The following is a 25732-nucleotide window of genomic DNA, read 5'->3' as shown; positions in this document are numbered from 1 at the left end:
CCACCTCACGAGACGGGGACGGGTCGATGGACGAACGCGAGTTCGACGACTTCTACAACGCCTCCTTCGCGCGCATCACCGGTCAGCTCTACGCCATGATCGGCAGCCGCGACGAGGCCGAGGAGTGCGTCCAGGAAGCGTTCGTCCGCGCCTGGGCTCACCGACGCAAGCTGGACCGCGCCGAGCATCCCGAGGCGTGGGTCCGGACCACGGCCTACCGCCTGGCGGTGAGCCGCTGGCGGCGTACGACGCGGGGCCGGCGGCCGGCCGACCGGGCGGTGGGCGCCGCGACCGAGACGGCACCGCCCAGCGAGACCCACGTGGCGCTGGTGACCGCCCTCAGGCAGCTGCCCGAGGCCCAGCGCCAGGCGCTGGTCCTGCACCACATCGCCGACCTGCCGGTCCATCAGGTGGCCCGCGAGGTGGGGGTGCCCGAGGGCACCATCAAGGCCCGGCTGAGCCGGGGCCGCGCGGCGCTGGCCGCCCTGCTCTCCGACGACTCCAACGGCGGCCTCCAGGAGGGAGCGAGCCATGCCTGACCCGATCGACGACCTCGAGAACCTCAAGAACGAAGGACTTCCCGTGAACCCGCTGCCCGCCTCCGAGGTGCGCCGGCGCGGCACCCGGATGCGGCGCCGCAACAACGCGATCGTCACCGTGGGCGCCCTGGCCGTGGCCGCCATCGTCGCCACCCCGATCGCGGTGGTCGCCCGCGGCGGCGACCACGCGTCCCCCGGGCCTGTCGACACCCCGAGCCCGACGCAGACCGTGCAGACGGGCTGGAAGCAGTCCGTGCCCGGCGACTTCGACCTGACCGCGCTGCCCGCGGGGGCGTCGTTCGCGTTCACCGCCCGCGACAGCTCGGTCGTCGACGACCTGAAGTTCTGCGGCGTGCCGTCCTTCTCGACACGGGACAACCCGGTCGAGGCGGCCGACACCGCCGGTGCCGCGTACGCAGAGGCCGGCACCGAGTCGAGTGCCGGGCGGACGCTGGCCCTGTACAAGGACGACAACCTCGCGGCCAAGGCCCTCGACACGATCAAGCACGACGTCTCGGTCTGCTCGGTGGACCACGAGGGATCCGGTGCGCCGCTGGTGTACGACACCGTCAAGTCCGGCCTCACCGCCGATGGCGCCTTCGTGTTCACCCAGCAGTCCCGGATGGACAAGGACCTGCTCGCGGACCTCACCGTCTTCCAGGTGGCCCGGGTGGGCAACGCGATCTACCTCGCCACCACGCACACCAGTGCCGGCGGAGCCCAGGTCGTCGACGCCGAGGTGCGCCGGTTGGCCACCTGGTCGGCCCCCGTCCTGAGCGACATGTGCGTCTTCGCGGCCGAGCCGTGCGACTCCTCCCCCGCGCCCGACGCCGCGCCGTCGACGAGCACGGGCGAGGGCGCCGTCAGCGCCATCCCGGCCGACTTCCCGATCGACCGCGACATCACCCCGCCCGAGGGGGACCCGCTCGACGGGCCGTCGGCGAAGGCCGAGGGCGTACCCCCGCTCGACCTGTGCGGGACCTCGGTCTGGCCCGTCACGGGGGTGGAGCGGCTGGCCGTGACCTCCAACGTGCCGCAGTACCGGGAGAGCCGCGAGCTGGTGACCTTCTCCCGCACCGAGGACGTGACCGCGGCACTCGACGCGATCCGCACCGCCGTCCAGGCCTGCCCGACGATCCCGGGGGCCAAGCCGGCCGACGACCAGGTCGTCACCCCGCTCGCGGAGGACCTGTCCGCCGCCGACGACTCGGTGACCTTCTCGGTCACGTACCGCACGGGCCTCGGCGGCGGGGTCTACCAGTTCGCAAGGGTCGGCAGAGCCCTGGTGGGCACCTACAACGGCGGCGAGTGGTCCGCGGACAGCGCCGCCCAGGCGGCACCGTCGATCACCGGCAAGACCAAGTCCCTGCTGCCGGAGCTGTGCCCCTGGACCGAGCAGGGCTGCTGACGCCGACCCGTCGCAGCTTCACGCGTCAGTCACACCGACCCGTCGCAGCTTCACGCGTCAGTCACACCGACCTGTCGCAGCTTCACCCACAAATCACACCGACCCGTCGTCAGCTGACGACGGGTCGGTGTGGTGTGCGGTGCCTCAGAGGCTCTTGAGGACCTCGCGCATGAGCTCGGCGGTCTCGGACGGCGTCTTGCCGACCTTCACGCCGACGGCCTCGAGGGCCTCCTTCTTCGCCTGCGCGGTGCCGGACGAGCCGGACACGATCGCACCGGCGTGGCCCATGGTCTTGCCCTCGGGGGCGGTGAAGCCCGCGACGTACCCGACGACCGGCTTGGTGACGTGGTCCTTGATGTACGCCGCTGCGCGCTCCTCCGCGTCACCACCGATCTCGCCGATCATGACGATCGCCTTGGTCTCGGGGTCGTTCTCGAACGCCTCGAGGGCGTCGATGTGAGTGGTCCCGATGATCGGGTCGCCGCCGATGCCGATGGCCGTCGAGAAGCCGTAGTCCCGCAGCTCGTACATCATCTGGTAGGTCAGCGTGCCCGACTTCGAGACCAGGCCGACCGGGCCCTTGCCCGCGATGGTGTGCGGGGTGATGCCGGCCAGCGACTCCTCCGGGGTGATGATGCCCGGGCAGTTGGGACCGATCATCCGCGTGGACTTGCCCTGCAGGTAGGACCACACCTCGGCGGTGTCCTGGACCGGCACGCCCTCGGTGATCACCACGAGCAGGCCGATGCCGGCGTCGATGGCCTCGATGCAGGCGTCCTTGGTGAAGGCCGGCGGCACGAACACGACCGACACGTCAGCACCGGTCTCGGTCATGGCCTCCTTGACGCTGCCGAACACCGGCAGCTCCTTGCCGGCCAGCTCGACCGACGTACCGGCCTTGCGGGCGTTGACGCCACCCACGATGTTGCTGCCGGCCTCGAGCATGAGGGTGGTGTGCTTGGAGCCCATCCCGCCCGTCATGCCCTGGACGATGATCTTGGAGTCCTTGTTCAGGTAGATCGACATTGTTCTCTCGCTCCGTATCAGGCGTTCGCCAGCTCGGCGGCCTTGTCGGCCGCACCGTCCATCGTGTCGACCAGCGTCACCAGCGGGTGGTTCAGCTCGGTCAGGATGGCGCGACCCGCGTCGACGTTGTTGCCGTCGAGGCGGACGACCAGCGGCTTGCTGGCCTCGTCGCCGAGGATCTCCAGCGCGCCCTTGATGCCGTTGGCGACCTCGTCGCACGCGGTGATGCCACCGAAGACGTTCACGAACACGCTCTTGACCTGGGCGTCGTTGAGGATGACGTCGAGGCCGTCGGCCATCACCTGCGCGTTGGCGCCGCCACCGATGTCGAGGAAGTTCGCGGGCTTGACGCCCCCGTGCTTCTCGCCGGCGTAGGCGACGACGTCGAGGGTGGACATGACCAGACCCGCGCCGTTGCCGATGATGCCGACCTGGCCGTCGAGCTTGACGTAGTTGAGGCCCTTGTCCTTGGCCTTCGCCTCGAGGGGGTCGGCCTCCTCGCGGATCTCGAACTCCTCGTGGTCGGGGTGACGCACCTCGGAGGCGTTGTCGTCGAGCGACACCTTGCCGTCGAGGGCCTCGAGCTTGTCGCCGGCCAGCCGCGCGAGCGGATTGACCTCGACGAGCGTCGCGTCCTCGTCCACGAAGACCTTGTAGAGCGCCTGGATCATGTCGACGGCCTGCTCGAAGACGGGCTCGGGGAACTTGGCCTCGGTCGCGATGGCGCGGGCCTTGTCCTCGTCGACACCGGCGCCCGGGTCGATCGCGATCTGCTTGACGGCGTCGGGGTTGGTCTTGGCGACCTCCTCGATCTCCACACCGCCCTCGACGCTGGCGATGCAGAGGTACTGGCGGTTCGCGCGGTCGAGCAGGAAGGAGAAGTAGTACTCCTCCTCCGGCGGCGTCGCCGGCGTGACCAGCACCCGGTTGACCGTGAGGCCCTTGATCTCCATGCCCAGGATGTTCGACGCGTGCTCGAACGCCTCGTCAGCGGTCTTGGCGAGCTTCACACCACCGGCCTTGCCGCGGCCACCGGCCTTGACCTGCGCCTTGACGACGGTCACGCCGCCCATCTCCTCGGCAGCGGCCTTCGCGGCCTCAGCGGTCTCGACGACGACGCCCAGCGTCGTGGCCACACCGTGCTTGGCGAAGAGCTGCTTCGCCTGGTACTCCATCAGGTCCACGATCCACCCAGTCCTTTTTCAGTTGACAGTCCGGGGATTCCTCCCGGCACCTTAGTCCCGTCGTACGGCGTGGGACGAGGCCGGGGGCCGCGACGTGGCACACGCCACTGCGGGCGCGGCGACGGGGAGTCAGGCGGGGGTCTCCTCGGCGAAGTGCTCGACCACCCAGCCGGTGATCTCGTGGGTCGGGGCGCCCGGGGTGAAGACCTTGGCCACGCCGATCTCCTGCAGGACCGGGATGTCCTCCTCCGGGATGATCCCGCCGCCGAAGACCACGATGTCGGAGGCGTCGCGCTCGGCGAGCAGGTCGACCAGCTTGCGGAAGAGCGTCATGTGCGCGCCGGACAGGACGGAGAGGCCGATCAGGTCGGCGTCCTCCTGGATCGCGGTCTCCACGATCTGCTCGGGCGTCTGGTGCAGGCCCGTGTAGATGACCTCGTGGCCGGCGTCACGCAGCGCACGTGCGACGATCTTCGCGCCGCGGTCGTGCCCGTCCAGACCGGGCTTCGCCACCACGATGCGGATCCGTCCGGTCGAGCCTGTCGAGGTCATGGGCGCAGGTTATCCGACTCGTGACGAACGCCACGAACGGGCCGCTGCCCCCGCCTGCGCAGGCGGGCGAAGCCCCTCTCCGTACCCCAGATGGACGGGGTCAATCCCCCTCGCAACTCCCCAATTGGGGGGTTTCGGTTTCACTGCCCGTGACCCATCCGTTACAGTCGTCGCTCGCTGACCCCCCACCCCCGACAGCAGGGACACTCCTCCATGGGCAACCACCGAGCGGATCGTCGCGGCCCGAGCCGCGCCGCCTCGGAGACCCCGATCGCTGTCGGCACCACCGGGGGCAAGCGCAGGGCCGAGAAGCCCGCGCGACGCCACACCGCGGCCAGGGGCCAGCTGTTCCGAGGCCTTCCCTCCGCGCCGGTGCTGCTGGGCGTCGCCGCCCTGGCCGTCTCCGCCGGCGGCGCGGTCACCGCCGCGAACCCCGGTCTCGTCGACTCCGACCAGACCGGCTTCGCGCAGGCCAGCGCCCTCACCGGCAGCAGCGACGTGTCGCGGGTGAGCCTCCTCGAGGCCCGCACCGCCGCCATCAGCCGCGACTCGAGCCGCGACGCCCTCGCCGACGCCGCCGACGAGAAGCTCGTCGCGCAGGCCGAGCAGCAGGCCGAGCAGCACAACGCAGCACTGGCCAAGCTCGCGAAGCAGGCCGAGTCGCAGGCGGCCAAGATCGCGCTCAACCAGTGGGTGCTGCCCGTCGCCGGCTACCACCTCACCGCCAGGTTCGGCCAGTGCAGCAGCCTCTGGTCCTCCTGCCACACCGGCCTTGACTTCGCCGTCGCCAGCGGCACCCCGATCCATGCCGTCGCCAACGGCACGGTCACCTCGGTGGGCTACGACGGGTCCTACGGCAACAAGACCGTGATCACCCTCGACGACGGCACCGAGCTGTGGTTCTGCCACCAGACGTCGTACGCCGTGAACACCGGCGACGTGGTGCGCGCCGGCCAGCTGATCGGCTACGTCGGCTCGACCGGCAACGTCACCGGCCCCCACCTGCACCTCGAGGTCCGCCCCGGCGGCGGCGACCCGGTGGACCCGTACCAGGCGCTGGTCGTCCACGGGTTGACCCCGTAGCGAGCGCCAGCGAGCGGAGCGGGTCGGGCCTTGGACGACTGGCCCGCAGGACTGGTGTCGGCGCCGAGTCGGCGGTGTTTGACCGGCGGAGCGGAGCGGGGGAGGTCAAAGAGCGCCGACTCGGCGAGGGGCTCAGAGCTTCTCCACCGGCGCATACCGCAGCAGCAGCCGCTTGACGCCCTCGGAGCCGAAGTCGATCGACGCGACCGACTTGTCGGCGGCACCTTCGACGGCCACCACGGTCCCCATGCCGAACGAGTCGTGCAGCACCCGGTCCCCCGGCTCGAGGGACGGGATCTCGCGAGCCGGCTTGGCCTTGGCGGCCGCGTCGGCGCGCAGCGCTGCGGAGGAGAAGTTGCGCCGCCCGGCTGCCGTCGGCTGTCCCATCCGCGCGGGTGAGCCGCTGGCGAGGTCGGGGCGGCCCCATCGGGTCTGCGCGGCCTCGGTGCGGCGCCAGTCGACGAGGTCGACCGGCAGCTCGTCGAGGAACCGTGAGCCGGGGTTGTGGGACGGGGCGCCCCACGCGGAGCGGACCACCGCCCGGGAGATGTAGAGGCGCTGCTGGGCGCGGGTCACCCCGACGTAGGCGAGGCGTCGCTCCTCCTCCAGCTCGGGCTGGTCGCCGAGGGACCGGGCGTGCGGGAACACGCCGTCCTCGAGGCCGGTCAGGAAGACCACCGGGAACTCCAGGCCCTTGGCGGTGTGCAGGGTCATCAGGGTGACGACGCCGTCGCCGTCGTCGGGGATCTGGTCGGTGTCGGCGACCAGCGCGACCCGCTCGAGGAAGTCCCCGAGCCCGGGGGCGAGGATGCCGGCGTCCACGTCGGCGGGGTCGGCCGAGGGGCCGGCCACAGGGTCGTCGGAGAACTCGCGGGCGACCGCGACGAGCTCGGCGAGGTTCTCCACCCGGGTGTCGTCCTGCGGGTCGTCGGACGCCTCGAGCTCGGCGAGGTAGCCCGAGCGCGAGAGGACGTTCTCCAGGATGACGTCGGCCCGCTCCCCCGCCTCGACCATCGACTGGAGCTCCTCGACCATCGCGACGAAGCCGCGGATGTTGGTCAGGGACCTCGTCGCCAGCCCCGGCGCGTCCTCGGCGCGACGCAGCGCCTCCCAGAAGGTGATCCGCTCGCGCTCCGCGAGCGCGTCGACGCAGGCGACCGCCCGGTCTCCGATGCCCCGCTTGGGGGTGTTCAGGATCCGGCGCAGGGACACCTGGTCGGCCGGGTTGACCAGCATCCGCAGGTACGCGAGCGCGTCGCGGACCTCCCGACGCTCGTAGAAGCGGACCCCGCCCACGACCTTGTACGGCTGGCCGGTGCGGATGAACACCTCCTCGAAGACGCGGGACTGGGCGTTGGTGCGGTAGAACACCGCCACGTCGGCGGCCCGGACCCCGCCGGCGTCCACGAGCTTGTCGATCTCCTCGGAGACGAACCGAGCCTCATCGTGCTCGTCGTCGGCGACGTAGCCGACGATCCGCTCCCCGTCGCCAGCGTCGGACCACAGCCGCTTGGGCTTGCGCCCCTTGTTGTGGCCGATGACGGAGTTGGCGGCCGTCAGGATCGTCTGGGTGGAGCGGTAGTTCTGCTCCAGCAGGATCGAGGTGGCGTTCGGGAAGTCCTGCTCGAAGTCGAGGATGTTGCGGATGTTGGCGCCGCGGAAGGCGTAGATCGACTGGTCGGCGTCACCGACCACCATCAGCTCGGCCGGCTCGACCCGCTCGGCCTCGAGGTCGGCCATCGAGCCACCCTCGTCCATCGGGTCGGCGCAGAGCTGGTGGATCAGGGCGTACTGCGCGTGGTTGGTGTCCTGGTACTCGTCGACGAGGACGTGGCGGAACCGCCGCCGGTAGGTCTCGCGGACCTCGGGGAACGCCTGGAACAGGTGGACCGTGGTCATGATCAGGTCGTCGAAGTCCAGCGCGTTCGCCTCCCGCAGGCGCCGCTGGTAGAGGGTGTACGCCGCGGCGTACGTCTCCTCGAGCTTGTTCTGCGCGTCCTTGGTGGCCTCCTCGGCGTCGCGCAGCTCGTTCTTGTGGTTTGAGACCCAGTGCAGCACCGCGTTGGGCTGGAAGCGCTTGGGGTCGAGGTCGAGGTCCTTGCAGACCAGCGTCATCAACCGCTTCTGGTCGGCCGCGTCGTAGATGGAGAAGTTCGACTTGTAGCCGAACTTGTCGATTTCCTTGCGGAGGATCCGCACGCAGGCGGAGTGGAACGTGGACACCCACATGATGCGGGCGCGCTTGCCGACCAGGTCCTCGACCCGCTCCTTCATCTCGGCCGCGGCCTTGTTGGTGAAGGTGATCGCCAGGATGGAGCCGGGGTGGGCCTTGCGCTCCGAGATCAGCCAGGCGATCCGACGGGTCAGCACCCGGGTCTTGCCGGAGCCCGCGCCGGCCACCACCAGCAGGGGCGCGCCCTCGTGGACGACGGCGGCGCGCTGCGGGTCGTTGAGCCCGTCCAGCAGCTCCTCGCGGGTGGGGCCGCGGCGCGTGGTGCGGGGCTCCTCGGCGCCGTCGAGTCGCTCGAGTCCGGGCAGCGTGAAGGGGGTGCTCATGTCGCAGCCAACCCTACGTCCCGGCACCCCCCGCCCCGAGAGCCGCGTTCCGGCGCAGGCGTACGACGACGGGCGCGCTCGACCCCGGCAGGAGCGCGGTGGGGTCGGCGGGGAGCCGCACCTCCGGCTCGAGGTGCGGCGCCACGCGGTAGGGCTGGGTGAGCAGCAGCCCGCCGAGCACCCGGCGCAGCCGGGAGACCTCGGCGCGCACGGTCACCGACCGCCCGGGAGCCGCGAACAGGTCCTCGGCGAGGTCGGAGGCCGTGCGTCCGGCCGGGCCGGCCTGCAGCAGGGCGAGCAGGATCTCGGCGTGCCTGCGGGAGAGCCGCTGCGTCCACTCCCGGCTCGGGCCGCCGACGCGGACCTCGGGCTCCCGCGACAGGTCGAGCACGAGGCGCGCGGGCTCGGGCTCCTCGGCCCCGGCCAACCGCAGCAGCCAGCCGTCGGACAGCGACTCCACGGTCGCCGCGCCGAGGCGTGGCAGCCACGCCTCCCCGTCGGAGAGCCCGTCCGGCAGTGCCACCCGGTCCGGGGCGCGCAGCCCGGTCGCCGCGGCGAGGTGGCCGTCGCGGTCGACCACCAGCGCCGGGCCGGCGATCCGGGCGAGCACAGGAGCCGCGTGCCCGCGGAGCCGGTCGAGCCGGGCCCGGTGCTCCTCGAGGAGCTCCACCGCGGCCAGCCGGGCCGCCATCTCGACCAGGGCCAGCTCGGCCGGGTGCAGGGTCCGACTGGGCCCGCTCACGTCGACGACCCCGAGGTGGCGTCCGGTCCAGGGGTCCACCAGGGGTGCGGCTGCACACCCCCAGCGGGTGTGGGACTCGACGTAGTGCTCGCCGCCGCGGATCTGGACGGGGGCACCCAGCACGAGGGCGGTGCCGATGGCGTTGGTGCCCACGTTGCCCTCCGTCCACGCCGACCCGCGCACGAACCCGAGGTCGTCGGCCATCCGGCGGACCCCGGGGGTGCCCTGGCGCCACAGGACCCGTCCGTCCTCGTCGGCCACCACGAGCAGCTGGCCGGCGTCCACGACCGACTGCAGCGACCGCACCAGGCCGGGCACGACCTGCGCCAGCGTGCTGGCCGCCCGGCGCCGCTCGACCTCGGTCGGTGGCAGCGGCGCGACGGCGGGGCCGCCGGCCGGGTCCAGCCCGCACAGCGCCATCCGCCGCCACGAGGCCGCGATCTCCGCGCGCGGGGCGGCCGGGCCGCCGCGGCCACCGGCGAGGACGGCCTCCCGGGTGCGGCGTACGGCGAGGTCGTGGTCGTCCACGCTGCCGCCTTCCTGGGGCCGGCCGACGCAGGCGATCGGGGCTGATGCAACCCGCTGCAACCCTGTCGCGGCACCGCGACCCCGGTGTGTGCTCCATCACAGCGTAGGCGAAGGAGACAACACGTGACCCAGACCATCGATCCCCCCACCACGACCGACCCCCAGGAGCGCGCGGCGGGCTGGCTGTCCGGCTTCGAGGAGGCGTTGCGGGCCCGCGACGTCCAGCGGGCCGCCGGGATGTTCGCCGCCAGCAGCTTCTGGCGGGACCTGATCTCGTTCTCCTGGAACATCACCACCGTCGAGAACCCCGACGGCGTGGCCGGGCTGCTCGACAGCACCCTCGACCGCACCGACCCCGGCGGCTTCGCGCTCGCCGAGCCGGCCGACGAGGCCGACGGCGTGACGACCGCGTGGTTCACCTTCGAGACCGCCGTCGGGCGCGGCAAGGGGCTGCTCCGGCTGGTCGAGGAGGACGGCGAGCCGCGGGCGTGGACGTTCCTGACGACCCTGCACGAGCTCAAGGGGCACGAGGAGCCGCGCGGCGAGCGCCGCCCGATGGGTGCCCAGCACGGCGCCGACAGGCACCGCACCACGTGGCTCGAGCGCCGCCAGGAGGAGACCGAGTCACTCGGCTCGACCACCCAGCCCTTCGTCCTGGTGATCGGGGGCGGCCAGGGCGGCATCGCGCTCGGCGCGCGGCTGCGCCAGCTCGGGGTGCCCAGCCTGGTCATCGACAAGCACCCCCGGCCCGGTGACCAGTGGCGCAACCGCTACAAGTCGCTGTGCCTGCACGACCCGGTCTGGTACGACCACCTGCCCTACCTGAAGTTCCCCGACAACTGGCCGGTGTTCGCCCCCAAGGACAAGATCGGCGACTGGTTGGAGTCCTACACGAAGGTGATGGAGGTGCCGTACTGGCCGAGCACCGTCGCCCTGAGCGCGGCGTACCACGAGCCGACGCAGGAGTGGGTCGTCGAGGTCGAGCGGGACGGCAAGCCGCTGACCCTGCGGCCGAAGCAGCTGGTGCTGGCGACCGGGATGTCGGGCAAGCCGAACATCCCCGTCCTCCCCGGCCAGGACGTGTTCCTCGGCGACCAGCACCACTCGTCGGCCCACCCCGGTCCGGACGCGTACGCCGGCAAGCGCTGCGTCGTCATCGGCAGCAACAACAGCAGCTTCGACATCTGCGGGGCGCTGTGGGAGCACGACGCCGACGTCACGATGGTGCAGCGGTCAAGCACCCACATCGTCAAGAGCGACACCCTCATGGACATCGGGCTGGGCGACCTCTACTCCGAGCGTGCGCTCGCCGCCGGCGTCACGACCGAGAAGGCGGACCTGATCTTCGCCTCGCTCCCCTACCGGATCATGCACACCTTCCAGATCCCGCTCTACGAGCAGATGGCCGAGCGCGACAAGGGCTTCTACGAGCGTCTCGAGGCCGCCGGGTTCTGGCACGACTGGGGCGAGGACGGCTCCGGACTGTTCATGAAGTACCTGCGGCGCGGGTCGGGCTACTACATCGACGTCGGTGCTGCGGACCTGGTCGCCGACGGTCAGGTCAAGCTCGCCCACGGGCAGGTCGACCACCTCACCGAGGACTCCGTCGTGCTCGCCGACGGCACCGAGCTCCCCGCCGACCTGGTCGTCTACGCCACCGGCTACGGCTCGATGAACGGCTGGGCGGCCGACCTGATCTCCCCCGAGGTGGCCGACCGGGTCGGCAAGGTGTGGGGCCTGGGCTCGGACACCACCAAGGACCCCGGTCCGTGGGAGGGCGAGCAGCGCAACATGTGGAAGCCGACCCAGCAGGAGGCGCTGTGGTTCCACGGCGGCAACCTGCACCAGTCACGTCACTACTCGCTCTACCTCGCGCTGCAGCTCAAGGCGAGGTTCGAGGGCATCCCCACCCCGGTGCACGGGCTGCAGGAGGTGCACCACCTGTCCTGACCGACCACCCCCGGCCGACTGTCCCCCCGGGCCGGCCGGGGGCCGGGAGCTCAGTTGTGGACGGGCGACCAGAAGACGGCGACGGCGATGTTCGCGACGGTGAGCAGGAGCAGGCCCGCCCACAACCCCTGGGGGATCCGCTCCTTGCGCATGTTGGCCATCACCAGGACGAGAATGACCAGACCGATGGCGAACTTCACGCCGACCTTGGCGTGGTTCACCGGGTCGTCACCCGCCTCGAGCACACCGACGAGCAGCAGGCCGGCGACGAACGCCGTCCCGATGCCGTCCCGCATCGCGGCGTTGACGACCTTCTCGGGGAGCCGGGCCTGGACCAGCAGCCCACCCAGCAGCGCCGCGAACCCGAGGATGTGGACGAACAGCAGGACGAGCCGCACAGTCTCCATGGCCAGATCGTAGGGCCAGCGCCCCCGACCCGGCCCAGGGCCGACCCCGGTCCTTGTTGCACATTGTTTGCAACTACGAACTCCGGGCTCCTACTATGCCCCGGTGACACCGACGACGATCGACCGTCCCGCCCGACGCTCGCTCACGCGCGAGGAGAAGGGCAGCCTGGCCCGCACCCTGGGTTTCGTGCTCCTGCTCCACGTGGTCGGCTGGGGCCTCCTGGTCGGCGTCGTCGCCCCCCACGACTACGAGGTCGGCGGCAAGGTGCTCGGGGTCGGCCTCGGCCTCACGGCGTACACCCTCGGCATGCGGCACGCCTTCGACGCCGACCACATCGCCGCCATCGACAACACCACCCGCAAGCTGATGGCCGAGGGCAAGCGCCCGATGAGCGTGGGCTTCTGGTTCAGCCTCGGGCACTCGTCCGTGGTCTTCGTGATGGTCATGGGCGTCGCCCTGGGCGTGCGCGCCCTCTCCTCCGGCATCGGCGACGAGAACTCCGCCCTCCAGCAGCTCAGCGGCATCTGGGGCACCGCGGTCAGCGGGCTGTTCCTGCTCACCATCGGCCTGATCAACCTCGCGGCCCTGATCGGCATCCTGCACGTCTTCCGCGAGATGCGGCAGGGCCGGTACGACGAGGCCGAGCTGGATCGGCAGCTCGACAACCGGGGCTTCCTCAACCGGGTCCTCGGCAAGGTCACCCGTGCCGTGTCGAAACCGTGGCACATGTACCCGACCGGCTTCCTGTTCGGCCTCGGCTTCGACACCGTCACCGAGATCGGCCTGCTGGTCATCGCCGGCGGTGCGGTCGCCGCGAGCCTGCCCTGGTGGGCGGTCATCACGCTGCCGATCCTGTTCGCGGCCGGCATGTCGCTCCTCGACACCCTCGACGGCGCGTTCATGACCGTCGCCTACGGCTGGGCGTTCTCCCGGCCGGTGCGCAAGATCTACTACAACATCACCGTCACCGCTCTGTCGGTCGCGGTCGCGCTGATCATCGGCGGCATCGAGATCGTCGGGCTGCTCGCCGACAAGGCGGGCATCACCGGCGGCCCGCTCGCCGCCGTCGCGAACCTGGACCTGGAGCACGTCGGCTACGGGATCGTCGTCCTCTTCTTCGTCACCTGGGCGCTCTCCGTCGCGATCTGGAAGCTCGGCCGCATCGACGAGCGCTGGAACGCCCACCTTCGTTGAGCCGGGCCCACCACCGGGCAGGGCCCAGCTCGACGTCTCGGGTCAGCCCATCCTCATGGTCTCGCCGGACGGGATGGTCAGGCCGGGCAGCGCGTCGGGAGCGATCAGCAGCAGGATCCCGAGCCCGAGCAGCAGTGCCGCCGCCGGCCAGGTGAGGCCGTGCCCCAGCGGGACCGTCTTCTCCACCGCGATGATGCCGGCCACCAGCGCCATCCAGCTGACGCTCATCACCCCCAGCGCGAAGAGGGACGCCATCAGCGCCCAGCAGCAGCCCACGCACCAGGCGCCGTTGCGCACTCCCATCCGCAGCGCCCCCGTGGGCCCACCCCGCCAGGACCCCAGGAACGAGCCCAGGAACGAGCCCAGGGGGCTGCGGCAGCGGGCGAGGCACACGTCCTTGAGCGGCGTGACCTCGTAGACGGCGGCGATCACCAGGGTGGCGGCAGCGATCTCCTGACCGAGGCGGTCCCACGCGAGCACGTCCCCGAAGGCTGCCACGGCGGCGACGCCCACGGCGTAGGCGATCAGACCGGCGACGGACCACGCGAGCAGGTAGCCGCCGGCGAACAGCCAGGGTGCCAGCGGGGAGCTGTCCCTCGTCACGCGCGCGTACAGCGCGACCGTCGGCGCCACGGACGGGAACATCATCGCCGCCATCATCACCACCCAGACGCCGAGGAACCAGCCGAGGCTGCCCAGGCTCGTCCACGGTCCGGCGTCCATGCCCCGCATCTCGTGCGCGGTCCACACCCACCCGACGGCGGCGACGGCGAACAGGCCCGCCACCAGGGCGAGCCGGGCCCGTACGGCCCCGACCGCCGTCGCGAGGCCGGCGTGCCCCGGTCCGGTCGCCGAGGCCATCGACGTCAGGAGGCCCAGGAGAACTCGGACGTGGACAGGCCCGTCCGGCCCTCGAAGGAGATGCCGAACGCGTTGATGCGGGTGCGCTTGGCCTCCGCCATCGTGAGGTCGGAGGCGACGGGATGGAACATGCCCTGGAAGCGCACCGGCTCTCCGGTCTCCACGCCGAACGGGACCACGTCCTCGATCTCGAAGTCGATGGTGTCGCCCACGCGCACGCTGTGGCGATGCCCGTCGTCGACGACCTCGAACACGGCGCGCTCCACGCCGACGATCTCGCCGACCAGCGGGGCCAGGGCCGCCATCGGCCCACCGAGCTGCCCTCCGAACACCTTGACGAGCTTGTCGAGCTGCTCGTCGCTCGCCCCGTCGTCGACGTACACACCCAGCCGCCAGTTCCCGTCGGTCATCACCTTCGGGGCGTCCGCGATCAAGGCCACCCGGCGCCCCGCGATGTCGGTGCCCTCGATCTCACCCTGCCGGATGTCGAAGACCAGCGTCACCCGGCAGAAGTCGTAGGTGGCACCGTGGTCGAAAGAGAGGTTGCAGGGACACATCAGCTCGCACGAGCAGGTCTCCGCATAGCTGCCGGTCAGATTCCACGCCATGGCCCGGCTCCTTCCCGCGTTCCCTCCAGTCTCCGCAGGCCCTCCGTGACCCGTCAATGGACCGGCCGGGCCATCTCCGCGCGAGCCCGTGCGTCAGAGCAGCCGGCGGTCCGACGCCCACCGGGTCAGCTCGTGCCGCGAGGAGAGCTGGAGCTTGCGGAGCACGCTGGACATGTGGGTCTCGACGGTCTTGATCGAGATGAACAGCTCCTTCGCGACCTCCTTGTAGGCGTAGCCGCGGGCGATCAGCCGCATCACCTCCCGCTCCCGCTCGGTGAGCCGGTCGAGGTCCTCGTCGACCGCCGCGACGTCGATGGTCCCGGCGAAGGCGTCGAGCACGAAGCCCGCCAGCCGGGGGGAGAACACCGCGTCCCCCTCGGCCACCCGCTTGATCGCCTGCACCAGCTCGGGGCCGGTGATCGTCTTGGTGACGTAGCCCCGGGCCCCGCCACGGATCGTGCCGATCACGTCCTCGGCCGCGTCGGACACCGACAGCGCCAGGTAGCGCGACTCCGGCGAGGGCATCCGCCTCATCACCTCGGCACCACCGCCGCCGGGCAGGTGCACGTCGAGGAGCACCACGTCCGGGTGGTGGGCAGCGATCGCGGCCACCGCCTCGTCGACGTCGGCGGCCTCCGCACGGATGTCGACGGCTCCGGCTCCGGTCGCCTCCAGCTCGGCGCGGACTCCGCGCCGGAACATCGCGTGGTCGTCGACGATCACGACGCTCACCGGGGCGTGCTCACTCATCCATGTCCTCCTGTCGGGCCCCACGGGCCTGGCGGGGCAGGTGCAGGCGCACCTCGGTCCCCTCACCGATCCTCGACCGCACCTCGCCGGAGCCGCCGTGCCGGTCCATCCGGTCGATGATGCTCATGCGTACGCCGTGCCGGTCGGCGGGCGTGCCAGCGGGGTCGAAGCCCCGACCCCGGTCGCGGACGAACACGTCGACAGCGGTCGGCGACACCTCGGCGTACACGTCGACGCGGCCGGTGCCGGCGTGCTTGGCGGCGTTGGTCACGGCCTCGCGGGTGGCGGCGACGATCGCGCGCAGGGACTCGTCGAAGTCGCAGTCCCCGACGGTCACCACGTCCACCGAGATTCCGTGCGCGTCCTCGACCGCGGCCGCGGCCCCGCGCAGCGCGCTCGCGAGGGTGCTCTCGTCGGTGGACTCCCCCGCGTAGAGCCACGAGCGCAGGTCGCGCTCCTGGGCCCGGGCCAGGCGCGCGACGGCCGCACCGTCGCCCGCGTTCTTCTGGATCAGCGCGAGGGTCTGCAGCACCGAGTCGTGCAGGTGCGCCGCGACGTCGGCCCGCTCCTGGGTGCGCACCCGCTCGGCCCGCTCCGCCGTCAGGTCGGAGGCGAGTCGGTAGACCCACGGGCCGACCACGATCGCGATGCCGACCACCCCGAGCAGGACCGCCACGAACACGTCGCGGGCCACCGCCAGCGAGTCGCCCCGGAAGACGAACAGCGCCAGCGAGGTGACCACCAGGCCGAGACCCGCCGCGAGCCGCGCGTACGCCGCCCAGCCGCCGCTGCCGAGCACCATCCGCACCGGGTCGATGCGACCGGTGGTGTCCAGCCAGCGCTCGCGCTGGGCCTCGTCGGCCTGCCGCCACAGCAGCGCGATGCCGATGATGCCGAGGAAGAGCGGCCAGAAGACCGCGCCGCGGCCGAAGACCGCCTCGACCATGAGGACCCCACCGAACGCCAGCGCCGCCAGGGCGACCGCCGGGCCCACGTCCCCCAGCCGTCGGATTCGGCCCGGCCGGCGGCCGCCGCGCGAGGCGCTCTCCAGCCCCGGGGCGCCGGTCTCGAACCGGGAGTCCGACGGGAGCACCATCCACAGGCCGGCGTACAGCGCGACGCCGAAGCCTCCGAGGAGCGCGGTGACCACGAACGCGGCGCGGACCCACAGCACCGGCACGGCGAGGTGGCGTGCCAGGCCCGAGGCCACACCGCCGATGATCGGCTCCTGGGCGTCGCGGTACGCCTTGCGGACGCCGTGCCTGGCGGCGGGGCCACTGACGGGTCCGGTGGTGGGTGCGCTGGTCATCTCGGCTCAATCGTCACACAGGGGAAGGGCCCGGACCATGAGGACGAACCCCGAGCCGACCCTGAGCCCGGGTGCCGCCGCCCCCTGCAGGATCAGGGTCGTCCCCGATGGTGCCGGCGTCCCCGGGGCAGCAGGCTTGAGCCATGACGACGACACCACCCGATGCCCCCTCGGGCGCCGAGGCCCCCCAGGACCACGGGCCCCGGGTCACCCGCGACGAGATCCGCGACCTCGGTCGCCTGCGCCGCAGCATCACCGACCGCAAGGTCGCCGGCGTGGCCGGCGGGCTGGCCCGCCACCTCGACGTCGACCCGGTCATCCTGCGGGTCGCCCTCGTGGTGCTGGTCTTCTTCGGCGGCGCCGGGCTCATCATCTACGGCGCCTGCTGGCTGCTGGTCCCCGAGGAGGGCAGCTCCTCCGCTCCACTGCACCTCGACGACCGGACCCGTGCCGTGGCGCTGATCATCGCGGGCATCGTCGCGGCGGGTGCGCTCGTCGGTGACTCGTGGGGGGCCTCGTGGTTCCCGTGGCCGCTCGCGGTGGTCGCCCTCGTCGTGCTCGTCCTGCTCACCCGCAAGGACGGGGACCGGGCCCCGGCTCCGCCGCAGCCCCCGGCCTACGGGCCGCCGACCGCCGACGCGGCGGGCGCGACGTACGGCCCCACCAGCACCGCGGTGTACGCCGCACCGCCGGTCTCGTCGCCCCCGGCCTCCTCGCCCCCGGGCTGGGCGCAGTACTACCCCCCGAGCCACCCGCAGCCCGGGTGGGTGCCGCCCGCGCCGACGCCCCGCTCGCCGCGCAAGCGCGGCCCGATCCTGTTCTGGTTCACGCTGGCCCTGATCGCCCTCGCCGAGGGCGTGCTCGCCACCGTCGACCTCGCTGGTGTCGATGTGACCGCGTCCGCCTACCCCGCCCTGGCGGTCGGCATCAGCGGGCTGATGCTGCTCGTCGGCGCGTTCTGGGGCAGGGCCGGCGGGGTGATCCTGATCGGCCTCGTCTCCGCGGTGTTCCTGGCCGGTGCGACCGTCGCCGACAACTGGGACGGCGAGCGCGTCGAGCGCACGCCGATGCGCGCGGCCGACGTGCAGTCCGACTACTCCATCTCCACCGGGGAGCTGCTGCTCGACCTCAGGGGCGTGAGCGACCTCGAGGCCCTGGACGGCCGCACGATCCGCATCTCCGGCGACGCCGGCCACCTCGAGGTCATCGTGCCCCGACACCTGTCCACCCGCGTGGTGGCCGCCGTCGACGGGCCGGGCGACATCTCGCTCTTCGGCGACGAGAGCGGCGGCATCAACGTGTCGATGGTGCGCCAGCACACGACCGCCGACCGGGACCCCGCCATCCTGATCGACGCCGACCTGAGCATCGGCCAGATCGAGGTGCACCAGCGATGAAGGAGACGACGATGAGCGAGACGGTGCAGCCCCTCGACCGACCCAGCGGCCGACACCCCGTCAACGTGGGCCACCTCGTGATGGGCCTGGCGTTCCTCGGCCTGGTCGGCGTGTGGGCCCTGGTCCAGGGCGACGTGGTCGAGGGCCGGGAGGTCCGCTGGCTGCTCCCCCTCCCCTGGGTGCTCGCCGGGATCGCCGGCCTGCTGGCCACGACCCTGACCAGCCGCGACCGCTGGGGATCCCGGCAGACCGGCTGGGTGCAGCCCACGGCCGGGCCCTCCCAGAGCACAAGCACGAGCAAGAGCACGAGCCCGGACGATGCCGCCACGACGGACGACACCACCTGGGAGGAGCCGACCGGGGAGGACCGGTGAGCACGCGGCCCGGTCTCGCCTACGTCGCGCGGTTGCCGGCCCCCGCGGGGTGACCGGCGGAGCCGACCCAGGCGTCCCGGGCACTGACCACCGCGTCGGGGTGGTCGGTGATCAGGCCGTCCACGCCGAGGTCGAGCAGGCGGCGCGCCTCACCGGCGAGGTCGCCGCGGCGGTGCCGCCGGTCGCCCACCCGGAACGGCTCCTCGAGGAAGCGGTTCTCGGCCCGCAGGGTCCAGGCGTGGACCGTCATCCACTCGCGGTGCGCCGCGGCGACGATCCCGGGACCGAGCCCCGGTCGCAGCAGCATGCTCTTGCGCACGCCGACCCCGTCGGCGTACGACGCCACCGACGCCAGCTGCCCGGCGCTCACCTGCTCGCTCCGGTCGAGCAGCTGGACCAGCGGCACCCGTGAGCGCCCCGAGAGGCGGCGGAGCACCCGGTCCTCGAAGGCCATCACGCTGACCCGCGACCGGTCGTGGTCCAGGCCGAGCCCGCGGAGCGCGTCGATGACCAGGTCGTCGAGCGGCAGCCCTGCCGCGCGGAGGTGTGCCACGTGCTTGAGCTCGGCGAGCACCCCCACCGACCGGCCGCGCAGTGCCGACTCGGTGCGCACGAGGTGCATGACCTCCGCGAAGGTCGGCACTCCCAACCGACCGTCGTGGACCGTGCTGCCGGGTCGGGAGCGGGGCATCCGCTCCCGGGTGGTGAGCGTCCGCAGCTGCTCGAGGGTCAGGTCCTCGACGAACCAGCCGGTCACCGCCACGCCGTCGACCACCTTGGTCGTGCGCAGGTGGGCCAGGTCGCCGCGGCGGGCGACGTCGGTGGTCCGTGACAGCTCGAGGTCGTGCCGGACGACCAGCGCACCGTCGCGGGTGGCCACGAGGTCCAGCTCCACGTCGTCGGCGCCCATCTCGACGGCGAGCCGGAACGCCTCCAGCGTGTGCTCCGGCCGGTACCCGCTGGCCCCGCGGTGGGCGGCGACGGCGGGGGTGACGACCAGGGAGGCCAGGCGGGCGGTCGGGGCGGGAGGCAGCTGCGTGCTGGTCACCGGCTCAGGACAGCGGGCCGAGGTGGACCCGCGGCGGGATCGAGGTGAACCCCGGGTGAGCGTCGGTGGACGTCCCCGTCAGGATGGGGCGATGACGTTGCCGACGCTGGGCTCCCTCACGTCCCTGCCCGCCTCCGAGCACCCCCACCTCCTGGGCGCTCCGGTCGCCTCGCTGCTCGCGCGCTGGGCGCACGCCGCGTCGGTCGCCGTCGTCGAGATCGACCCCGGGCTGGCCGACACCGCTGCGATGAGCGAGGCCTACGACCTCCCGCTCCACACCGGCGCCAACTGCGTCGTCGTGGCGGGGCGCCGCGACGGCGAGGAGCGGGTGGCGGCCTGCGTCGTCCGGGCCGACACCCGTGCCGACGTCAACAACCTCGTCAAGCGCACCCTCGACGTGCGCAAGGCGTCCTTCCTCCCGATGGACCGGGCGGTCGAGGAGTCCGGGATGGAGTACGGCGGGATCACCCCGTTCGGCCTGCCCTCGACCTGGCGGGTGTTGCTCGACTCGCGGGTCCTCGACATGGACGTGGCGGTGCTCGGCACCGGCGTGCGCCGGTCCAAGCTGCTGGTGCCCGGTCGGCTGGTGGCGGAGCTCCCCGGGGCGGAGATCGTGGAGGGTCTCGGGGTCTGAGCACCGGGACCGCCGCCCGTGGTCCAGAATGCGCGCATGGGAGACGACAGCGCGAAGAAGAGTGGGCGGGACGAGTCCGAGGAGGAACGGCTCGATCGCAAGTGGAACGACCTGCTCCAGGAGCTCCGGGTGATGCAGACCGGCGCCCAGCTGACGGCAGGCTTCCTGCTGACGCTGCCGTTCCAGCAGAAGTTCGCAGGCCTCGACCACTTCCAGAAGGGCCTCTACCTCGCGCTGGTCCTGGTCGCCGCTCTCACCACGGCCACCGTCATGGCGCCGGTCGCGGTGCACCGACGGCTGTCCGGCGAGCACGTCAAGGAGCGGGTCGTCGACACCGCGCACCGGCTGGTGCACCTGGTGCTGCTCGGGGTCTCGCTGCTGATCTCGGGTATGGCGCTGCTGATCTTCGACGTGGTCGTGGATCGCACCTGGGCGATCGCCGTGGCCGCCCTCCTGGCGGTGTACCTGATCACCGTGCTGGTGCTCCTGCCCTCCCGCCTCTCCGACGAGAAGTTCTGACCCGTGCTACGGGGTCTGCGCGCGGCGGCCGGCGTGCTCCTGCTGGGAGTGCTGGCTGCCGCGTGCGGACCGGACGACTCGCCCAGCCGGGAGGCGGGCCCCACCGAGACGCCGGTGCCCACCCTGTCCCCGATCAAGCCGCCGCCGAAGGGGCCACCGACCGGCAAGCTCTACGCCGACCTGCGCCAGTCCTCGCGGGATGCCGCGCTCGGCCGGATGGAGGTCTGGATCGGCAACGACACCCGGCACGACGTCACACCGACGCGGATCAGCTACTCCGACCCGCGGTTCCGCCGACCGGTGCCCGGTGAGCGGCTGCGGCTCAACCCGTCGCGCTCGGAGCGCGGCTACCCCTTGGCACTCCCGGCGTCGCCCGCCTGCGGGCAGGAGCGCGGCGGCGGCCGGCTCACGGTGACGTACGCCGGCCGCAGGGTCACGCTGCCGGTGACCGACGACAACGACATCGTCGAGCGCTACGTCGACTCGCGCTGCCTCGAGCTCGCGGTCGGACGGGTCGCCCGGCTCGCGTTCGCCGACGAGGTGCCCGTCGACCACGAGGGCGAGGGCAGCACCGGCACCCTGACCCTGGTCGCCCGGCCCGCCGGGGTCCCGGGGCACGTGCTGCGCATCGACACGGTGGGCGGCACCCCTCTCCTGGGCGCCGCCGGCGGCGAGGCGTGGCAGCCGCACGTCCGGGTCCGCGGGGACGGCCCCGTCCAACGCATCGAGCTGCCGGTGCAGCCGGCCCGGTGCGACGACCACGTGTTCATGGAGTCCGCCGGCGCGACGGCGTTCCTGGTGTCGCTGCACCTCGACGGCCGGCCCGGCAGCCTGGTGGTGCGGATGACCCCCGCCGGCGCGTCGGCCGCGATCTCGTTCGCCCGGGATTCCTGCGGGCTCTGAGTCCGACTCGGGTGTTCGGCAGTCAAGGACCTGGCCGCCTCGGAGACCCGGGCTAACCCGCGAGGTGACTCCACGCAGGTGCCAGCTCGTGCCAGGGGCCGGTGGCGGCGACCTCGCCGCCGACGAGGATGACGACCCGGTCGGCTTGGGCGAGGGCTGCCCGTTTCGCGGTGGCACCGATCACGGTCGTCCCCCGCTCCCGCAGGGCCGCCCACAGCTCGATCTCGGTCGCGGCGTCGAGCGCGCTGGAGACGTCGTCGGCCAGGAGCAGCTCGGCGTCGGCGGCCAGCGCGCGTGCGAGTGCGAGTCGCTGGACCTGTCCGCCGGAGAGCCGGACGCCACGGTGACCGACGAGGGCGTCCTTCCCACCGGCTTCGTCGATGTCGCGTGCCAACCGGGCCGCGGAGACCGGGTCCTCGAACGCCCGCCGATGGCCCAGCAGCACGTTGTCGGAGAAGCTGCCGGACAGCACCCGTGGCACCTGGGCGACGTGCGCGACCTGCGCGGGCCGGAGGAACGTCTGAGGGTCGGTGACCTCACGGTCGTTCCAGAGCAGCACGCCGGAGTGCTCGATGAGTCCGGAGAGTGCGGAGAGCAGGCTGGACTTGCCGGAGCCCACCTGCCCGACCAGGAGCACCAGCTCGCCGGCCTCCACGGTGAGATCGACGTTGCTGACACCGATCGTGCCGTCGTCGTGGATGGCCGAGAAGCCGGAGAGCTGCAGGCGCTCCAGCGGCACCCGTCGTACCGGCTCCGGTGCCGGGGCCTCCCCGGTGACGAGGTCCACTCGCGCCGGGAGGTCCATCAGGTCGACGCCGCCCGCGAACCGGCTGGTCTCCACCTGCCAGGCCCGGGTCCCCGGTGCCTCGGTGACCACCATCCCGGCGACCCGACCGAACCAGTCGAAGCCGCCGACCGCATTGGCCACCAGGAGGGCGACCGCGAGGCTCCAGCCGTCCGAGAAGTAGATCGCCCAGGACGTCACGACGCCGCACTGCACCATCACCATGGGTACACCGTCGAGGAACGCCTGCACCCGGTGCTCCTTCACCGCGGCAGCGACGCGGCCGGAGTCCACGTGGCGCAGGTGGGCATGGACCTCGGGGACGGCGGCAGCCAGCTTGACGGTGCGCGCGCAGTCCAGCGCCGATACGAGGGCGCGGCCGAACCTCGCCCGGGCCGCGGACGCTGCTGCCGCCGAGCGACCCGCGATGGGCCGGCCCAGCGTCGAGGCGAGCGCCGAGGCGACCATGACGGTGAGCAGCACGGCCCCGGCCACCCAGGTGCCTGCGAGCAGGGCGGTGACGCTGGCGATGACGAGGCCGTTGAGGAAGTCGATCCACCTGTCGGCGTACCGCGCGTAGCGGTCGGCGTCCATCGAGCGTGCGACGACCTCGCCGGGCGGGGTCCGTGCCAGCCGGCGCTGGCTCGTCTGGCCGTGGAGGACGGCCATCCGGGCTCGCAGCATGACCTCGACCCACCACCGGGGATAGCGCCAGAAGGCGTTGGCCAGCATGACCGGCGCGGCGAGCAGGCTCACCACGACCGCGCCGGTCAGCCACGTGGGACTCCCGCCACCCTGGAGGCCCTCGACGACGCGTCCCCAGAGCAGACCGGTGACGGCTCCCTGGGCTCCCGTGAGGGTCGCGCACAGGAACAGGAGGGCTCCGAGCAGGCCCCAGGCGGGGCGAACCGCGAGCGCGTGCGCGATCCCGCGCGCCAGCGACGGGCCGGTGCCGACGTCCTCGATCTCCGGCGGCGGCCCGGAGCGACGGCGACCGCCGACCTCCGTGTGCGCCGACTCGGAGAGCTGGGCCGCGACCACGCCCCTGGCGTCGATCCCGTCCCCGGCTGGCAGGTCGTGGCCGTGGTCCGCGCGGCTGGCCTCCAGCAGCTCCCGGAACGGTCCGGGGGCGACGGCGAGCTCGGTGCGGGCCCCCTGCTGGACGACGCGCCCGCGGTCCAGGACCGCTACCAGCGGGGCCCGCTCGATCGTGGACAACCGGTGGGCGACGAGGATGCCGGTCCGTGCGGCGAGCAGCCGGTCGGCTGCCGCCACCACGCGACGCTCGGTGAGCGGGTCCATGCGCGCGGTGGCCTCGTCGAGCACGACCACACGCACGTCACGCACCAGCAGGCGGGCGAAGGCGACGAGCTGCTCCTCGCCCGCCGAGAGCGAGGTGCCGCCGGGACCGAGCAGGGTCTCGAGGCCGTCCGGGAGACCGGCGACCCAGCCGTCCAGACCCAGCTCCACCACCGCCGACTCGACCGTGCCTCGCGGGATCTCGGCGAACAGGGTGATGTTCTCGGCGAGGGTGCCGGCGAGGATCTCCGTCCGCTGCGTGACCACACCGACCGACCTCCGGAGGCGCTGGAGATCCAGGTCGCGGACGTCGACTCCGCCCAGGAAGACCGTGCCGCGCGGCGGCTCCATCGCGCGCGAGACCAGCGCGGCCAACGTCGACTTGCCGGAGCCGGTGCGCCCGACGAGGGCGAGGGTCCGGCCCGCGGGAATCTGCAGGTCGATGCCCTGCAGGGCGAAGGTTCCCTCGGCGTAGGCGAAGTGCAGATCGCGGAGCTCCAGGTCGAGAGGCCCGGCGGGAAGCGCCCTCCCGCCCCCCGGCTCGGGCGGCACGGCGAGCATCTGCCGAAGGCGGATGACCGCCCCGAGGCCGGCCTGCAGGTCCGGCAGGTGGTTGGCGACCATCGCGATCTGGCCGACGAAGGTCGAGGTGACCAGGAAGAGGGTCACCACCTGGGCGATCGAGAGGTTCCCGCCGGCGGTGAGCGCCACGCCGGCGACCACGATGCCCGCCAGCAGGGCGTGGAGCAGGACGCCGGCGCGCCTGACCAGGCGGCTCTCGACGTTGACGACCGCCCTGAACTTCGTGTGCACGTCGGCGGAGAGCCGCGCCACGCGTCGGACGACATGGGCCTGGCCGAGGCTGGTGCGCAGGTCGTCGCGACCGGCGATCCCCTCCTCGAGCACCGCGGCATGGTCGGTCCACGCCATCTCCTCCAGGACCTTGCGCCGCGAGATCTCACCGAGCAGCGACCGGATGGCGAACCACGTCACCGTCGCGAGCACCGGGAAGAGGAGGAACGACGGCCACCAGGTGAGGCCGGCGACCAGCCACATCGGCAGCGCACCGAACAGGGTGCGGGCGAGCATCCAGAACTGCCACCGGACGAGGTTCCCGACTTCGTGGGTGTCGTCGTCGATGCGGTCGAGCACCTCTCCCACTGCCTGCTCGCTCAACGCGGTCAGTGGTTGGCGCAGCGCCGCCCGGAGCAGGTCCTCGCGCAGCCGGCCCTCGGCCCGGTCCGAGCAGCCGACCCAGGCGATCTTCCCGGCGGTGTCGACCAGGGCCGCACCGACGAGGAAGGCGGCGAGCCACCAGACCAGGCCGCTGGTGGGGGCCTCGGCGAGCCGTCCGGCCACGACGGTGCCCAGCGTCATCCCGACCGCGCCCACCGCGGAGGCGGTCAGCGCGGCCAACGCCACCGGACTCTTCAGCCGTCGCGCGTCGATCCGGCGCGACGGGTCCTCCACCGGACGCGCCAGGTGCTCCTGGTCCGGTGTGAGGGTTTCGTCCGTGAGCGCAGTCATGATGTGACCACGCTAGGCGGGATCGGCGACGGTCCTCTCCTGGTTTTCGCGCGTCGAGGACTGACCGGACCGCAGGGAGGCACGTCGTTCGGTCTCTGGCCTGCCCGGTGGTCAGGAGTCGTGGATGAACGCGCCGACCATCAGGAGCACAGCGTAGAAGATGCCGATCGCGGCCAGGACGAACGCGGCCCGGGCCAGGACCAGCTCCCAGCCGGCCGCGCCGGTGACTAGCGCACGGCGGGACAGGTACAGGCTCACACCGGCCGGGACCAGCGCACCGAGGGCCCAGGTGGCGAAGTACTCCGTCATGCCCTGCGACTGGATCGCCTCGTTGAAGATCGCCTCGGTCCCCAGGACCATCAGGTTGCTGCCGGTCAGCACCAGGACCGCGAGGGTGAGCGCGACGACCGCGCTCGCCCCCGGGCTCAGCAGCCCGTCCGGGAGCCAGCGTGCCTGCGGACCGTCGTACGAGTCGTCGCTCATGGTTTCCCCCTCAGTCGGTGTGCCGCACCCTAACCACGCGTCCTGCCCGCGTCCCCCCGACGCGGC

At 72.3% G+C, this 25732-nt stretch carries 23 protein-coding genes; 10 read left to right on the top strand and 13 right to left on the bottom strand.

The annotated features are described in order from the left end of the window. Window positions 1-26: 26 nt before the first annotated feature. On the top strand, window positions 27-539 hold the full coding sequence (locus ACZ43H_RS01300; protein WP_464587109.1) for an RNA polymerase sigma factor: 513 nt from the start codon (window positions 27-29) through the stop codon (window positions 537-539). Next, window positions 532-1947, top strand: a complete 1416-nt coding sequence (locus tag ACZ43H_RS01295; RefSeq protein WP_464587107.1) for a hypothetical protein — start codon at window positions 532-534, stop codon at window positions 1945-1947. The genes ACZ43H_RS01300 and ACZ43H_RS01295 overlap by 8 nt, the downstream gene beginning before the upstream one ends. 144 nt (window positions 1948-2091) lie before the next feature. On the opposite strand, the gene sucD is transcribed toward ACZ43H_RS01295, so the two are convergent. The 3 genes from sucD to ACZ43H_RS01280 form a co-directional block, all read right to left on the bottom strand. Next, a complete protein-coding gene (gene sucD, locus ACZ43H_RS01290) occupies window positions 2092-2973 on the bottom strand; it encodes a succinate--CoA ligase subunit alpha (protein WP_464587106.1) in 882 nt (293 codons plus the stop codon). A gap of 17 nt (window positions 2974-2990) precedes the next feature. Beyond that, window positions 2991-4157 carry an ADP-forming succinate--CoA ligase subunit beta gene (gene sucC / locus ACZ43H_RS01285; protein WP_464587104.1) on the bottom strand — a complete coding sequence of 389 codons (1167 nt, stop codon included), beginning with the start codon at window positions 4155-4157 and terminating at the stop codon, window positions 2991-2993. Window positions 4158-4286: 129 nt separating this feature from the next. Next, window positions 4287-4709, bottom strand: a complete 423-nt coding sequence (locus tag ACZ43H_RS01280) for a cobalamin B12-binding domain-containing protein (RefSeq protein ID WP_464587102.1) — start codon at window positions 4707-4709, stop codon at window positions 4287-4289. Between the two features lie 213 nt (window positions 4710-4922). Here ACZ43H_RS01280 and ACZ43H_RS01275 point away from each other — a divergent pair, with 213 nt between their 5' ends. Then, window positions 4923-5792 (top strand): M23 family metallopeptidase, encoded by an 870-nt coding sequence (locus ACZ43H_RS01275; RefSeq protein WP_464587100.1) that lies wholly within the window; start codon window positions 4923-4925, stop codon window positions 5790-5792. A gap of 132 nt (window positions 5793-5924) precedes the next feature. On the opposite strand, the gene pcrA is transcribed toward ACZ43H_RS01275, so the two are convergent. Beyond that, a complete protein-coding gene (pcrA, locus tag ACZ43H_RS01270) occupies window positions 5925-8348 on the bottom strand; it encodes a DNA helicase PcrA (RefSeq protein WP_464587098.1) in 2424 nt (807 codons plus the stop codon). Window positions 8349-8361: 13 nt separating this feature from the next. Continuing rightward, window positions 8362-9618, bottom strand: coding sequence for a GAF domain-containing protein (locus ACZ43H_RS01265; protein WP_464587096.1), 1257 nt, complete (start codon window positions 9616-9618; stop codon window positions 8362-8364). 123 nt (window positions 9619-9741) lie between these two features. Between ACZ43H_RS01265 and ACZ43H_RS01260 the strand changes: the two genes are divergently transcribed. Next, entirely contained in the window at window positions 9742-11568 is a 1827-nt protein-coding gene (locus ACZ43H_RS01260; protein WP_464587094.1) for a flavin-containing monooxygenase, read from the top strand. A gap of 50 nt (window positions 11569-11618) precedes the next feature. Here the strand turns inward: ACZ43H_RS01260 and ACZ43H_RS01255 are convergent, their stop codons facing one another. After that, window positions 11619-11975, bottom strand: a complete 357-nt coding sequence (locus ACZ43H_RS01255; RefSeq protein ID WP_464587092.1) for a hypothetical protein — start codon at window positions 11973-11975, stop codon at window positions 11619-11621. 103 nt (window positions 11976-12078) lie between these two features. Here ACZ43H_RS01255 and nicT point away from each other — a divergent pair, with 103 nt between their 5' ends. Beyond that, window positions 12079-13170 (top strand): Nickel transporter NicT, encoded by a 1092-nt coding sequence (gene nicT, locus ACZ43H_RS01250; RefSeq protein ID WP_464587090.1) that lies wholly within the window; start codon window positions 12079-12081, stop codon window positions 13168-13170. Window positions 13171-13212: 42 nt separating this feature from the next. Here the strand turns inward: nicT and ACZ43H_RS01245 are convergent, their stop codons facing one another. From ACZ43H_RS01245 to ACZ43H_RS01230, 4 genes are all read right to left on the bottom strand, one after another. Next, a complete protein-coding gene (locus ACZ43H_RS01245; RefSeq protein WP_464587088.1) occupies window positions 13213-14031 on the bottom strand; it encodes a DUF2182 domain-containing protein in 819 nt (272 codons plus the stop codon). 5 nt (window positions 14032-14036) lie between these two features. Further along, on the bottom strand, window positions 14037-14639 hold the full coding sequence (locus ACZ43H_RS01240; protein ID WP_464587086.1) for a DUF1326 domain-containing protein: 603 nt from the start codon (window positions 14637-14639) through the stop codon (window positions 14037-14039). 93 nt (window positions 14640-14732) lie between these two features. Next, on the bottom strand, window positions 14733-15389 hold the full coding sequence (locus tag ACZ43H_RS01235) for a LuxR C-terminal-related transcriptional regulator (protein ID WP_464587084.1): 657 nt from the start codon (window positions 15387-15389) through the stop codon (window positions 14733-14735). After that, entirely contained in the window at window positions 15382-16698 is a 1317-nt protein-coding gene (locus ACZ43H_RS01230) for a PspC domain-containing protein (RefSeq protein ID WP_464587082.1), read from the bottom strand. The genes ACZ43H_RS01235 and ACZ43H_RS01230 overlap by 8 nt, the downstream gene beginning before the upstream one ends. A 143-nt stretch (window positions 16699-16841) precedes the next feature. Here ACZ43H_RS01230 and ACZ43H_RS01225 point away from each other — a divergent pair, with 143 nt between their 5' ends. Both ACZ43H_RS01225 and ACZ43H_RS01220 read left to right on the top strand, forming a co-directional pair. Further along, on the top strand, window positions 16842-18095 hold the full coding sequence (locus tag ACZ43H_RS01225; RefSeq protein WP_464587080.1) for a PspC domain-containing protein: 1254 nt from the start codon (window positions 16842-16844) through the stop codon (window positions 18093-18095). An 11-nt stretch (window positions 18096-18106) separates the two neighbouring features. Then, window positions 18107-18469, top strand: a complete 363-nt coding sequence (locus tag ACZ43H_RS01220; RefSeq protein ID WP_464587078.1) for a hypothetical protein — start codon at window positions 18107-18109, stop codon at window positions 18467-18469. A 19-nt stretch (window positions 18470-18488) separates the two neighbouring features. Here ACZ43H_RS01220 and ACZ43H_RS01215 read toward each other — a convergent pair whose 3' ends face one another. Next, entirely contained in the window at window positions 18489-19517 is a 1029-nt protein-coding gene (locus ACZ43H_RS01215; protein ID WP_464587076.1) for a glycerophosphodiester phosphodiesterase family protein, read from the bottom strand. A 91-nt stretch (window positions 19518-19608) separates the two neighbouring features. Here ACZ43H_RS01215 and ACZ43H_RS01210 point away from each other — a divergent pair, with 91 nt between their 5' ends. From ACZ43H_RS01210 to ACZ43H_RS01200, 3 genes are read left to right on the top strand one after another with little or no spacing between them, the layout of a single operon-like run. Next, window positions 19609-20151 carry a YbaK/EbsC family protein gene (locus tag ACZ43H_RS01210; RefSeq protein WP_464587074.1) on the top strand — a complete coding sequence of 181 codons (543 nt, stop codon included), beginning with the start codon at window positions 19609-19611 and terminating at the stop codon, window positions 20149-20151. 36 nt (window positions 20152-20187) lie between these two features. Further along, window positions 20188-20670, top strand: coding sequence for a DUF6328 family protein (locus ACZ43H_RS01205; protein WP_464587072.1), 483 nt, complete (start codon window positions 20188-20190; stop codon window positions 20668-20670). A 33-nt stretch (window positions 20671-20703) separates the two neighbouring features. After that, complete coding sequence (locus ACZ43H_RS01200; protein ID WP_464587070.1) at window positions 20704-21573, top strand: hypothetical protein; 870 nt, start codon at window positions 20704-20706, stop codon at window positions 21571-21573. Window positions 21574-21625: 52 nt separating this feature from the next. Here ACZ43H_RS01200 and ACZ43H_RS01195 read toward each other — a convergent pair whose 3' ends face one another. Together ACZ43H_RS01195 and ACZ43H_RS01190 are read right to left on the bottom strand one after the other, a co-directional pair. Beyond that, complete coding sequence (locus ACZ43H_RS01195; RefSeq protein WP_464587068.1) at window positions 21626-25183, bottom strand: ATP-binding cassette domain-containing protein; 3558 nt, start codon at window positions 25181-25183, stop codon at window positions 21626-21628. Window positions 25184-25294: 111 nt separating this feature from the next. Further along, window positions 25295-25666 (bottom strand): hypothetical protein, encoded by a 372-nt coding sequence (locus tag ACZ43H_RS01190; protein WP_464587066.1) that lies wholly within the window; start codon window positions 25664-25666, stop codon window positions 25295-25297. Window positions 25667-25732 lie beyond the last annotated feature (66 nt).

It is taken from the genome of Nocardioides sp. DN36, from assembly GCF_055380375.1.
Note: the sequence above shows the minus strand (reverse complement) of the source record. Positions and strands in the feature narration are given on the sequence as shown.

Excerpts from the sequence above, each read along its gene's own strand:
- ACZ43H_RS01300 (WP_464587109.1), top strand. The coding sequence starts at position 27 with ATGGACGAACGCGAGTTCGACGACTTCTACAACGCCTCCTTCGCGCGC.
- ACZ43H_RS01295 (WP_464587107.1), top strand. The coding sequence starts at position 532 with ATGCCTGACCCGATCGACGACCTCGAGAACCTCAAGAACGAAGGACTT.
- sucD (WP_464587106.1), bottom strand. The coding sequence starts at position 2,973 with ATGTCGATCTACCTGAACAAGGACTCCAAGATCATCGTCCAGGGCATG.
- ACZ43H_RS01280 (WP_464587102.1), bottom strand. The coding sequence starts at position 4,709 with ATGACCTCGACAGGCTCGACCGGACGGATCCGCATCGTGGTGGCGAAG.
- ACZ43H_RS01275 (WP_464587100.1), top strand. The coding sequence starts at position 4,923 with ATGGGCAACCACCGAGCGGATCGTCGCGGCCCGAGCCGCGCCGCCTCG.
- pcrA (WP_464587098.1), bottom strand. The coding sequence starts at position 8,348 with ATGAGCACCCCCTTCACGCTGCCCGGACTCGAGCGACTCGACGGCGCC.
- ACZ43H_RS01255 (WP_464587092.1), bottom strand. The coding sequence starts at position 11,975 with ATGGAGACTGTGCGGCTCGTCCTGCTGTTCGTCCACATCCTCGGGTTC.
- ACZ43H_RS01245 (WP_464587088.1), bottom strand. The coding sequence starts at position 14,031 with ATGGCCTCGGCGACCGGACCGGGGCACGCCGGCCTCGCGACGGCGGTC.
- ACZ43H_RS01240 (WP_464587086.1), bottom strand. The coding sequence starts at position 14,639 with ATGGCGTGGAATCTGACCGGCAGCTATGCGGAGACCTGCTCGTGCGAG.
- ACZ43H_RS01235 (WP_464587084.1), bottom strand. The coding sequence starts at position 15,389 with ATGAGTGAGCACGCCCCGGTGAGCGTCGTGATCGTCGACGACCACGCG.
- ACZ43H_RS01230 (WP_464587082.1), bottom strand. The coding sequence starts at position 16,698 with ATGACCAGCGCACCCACCACCGGACCCGTCAGTGGCCCCGCCGCCAGG.
- ACZ43H_RS01225 (WP_464587080.1), top strand. The coding sequence starts at position 16,842 with ATGACGACGACACCACCCGATGCCCCCTCGGGCGCCGAGGCCCCCCAG.
- ACZ43H_RS01220 (WP_464587078.1), top strand. The coding sequence starts at position 18,107 with ATGAGCGAGACGGTGCAGCCCCTCGACCGACCCAGCGGCCGACACCCC.
- ACZ43H_RS01210 (WP_464587074.1), top strand. The coding sequence starts at position 19,609 with ATGACGTTGCCGACGCTGGGCTCCCTCACGTCCCTGCCCGCCTCCGAG.
- ACZ43H_RS01205 (WP_464587072.1), top strand. The coding sequence starts at position 20,188 with ATGGGAGACGACAGCGCGAAGAAGAGTGGGCGGGACGAGTCCGAGGAG.
- ACZ43H_RS01195 (WP_464587068.1), bottom strand. The coding sequence starts at position 25,183 with ATGACTGCGCTCACGGACGAAACCCTCACACCGGACCAGGAGCACCTG.
- ACZ43H_RS01190 (WP_464587066.1), bottom strand. The coding sequence starts at position 25,666 with ATGAGCGACGACTCGTACGACGGTCCGCAGGCACGCTGGCTCCCGGAC.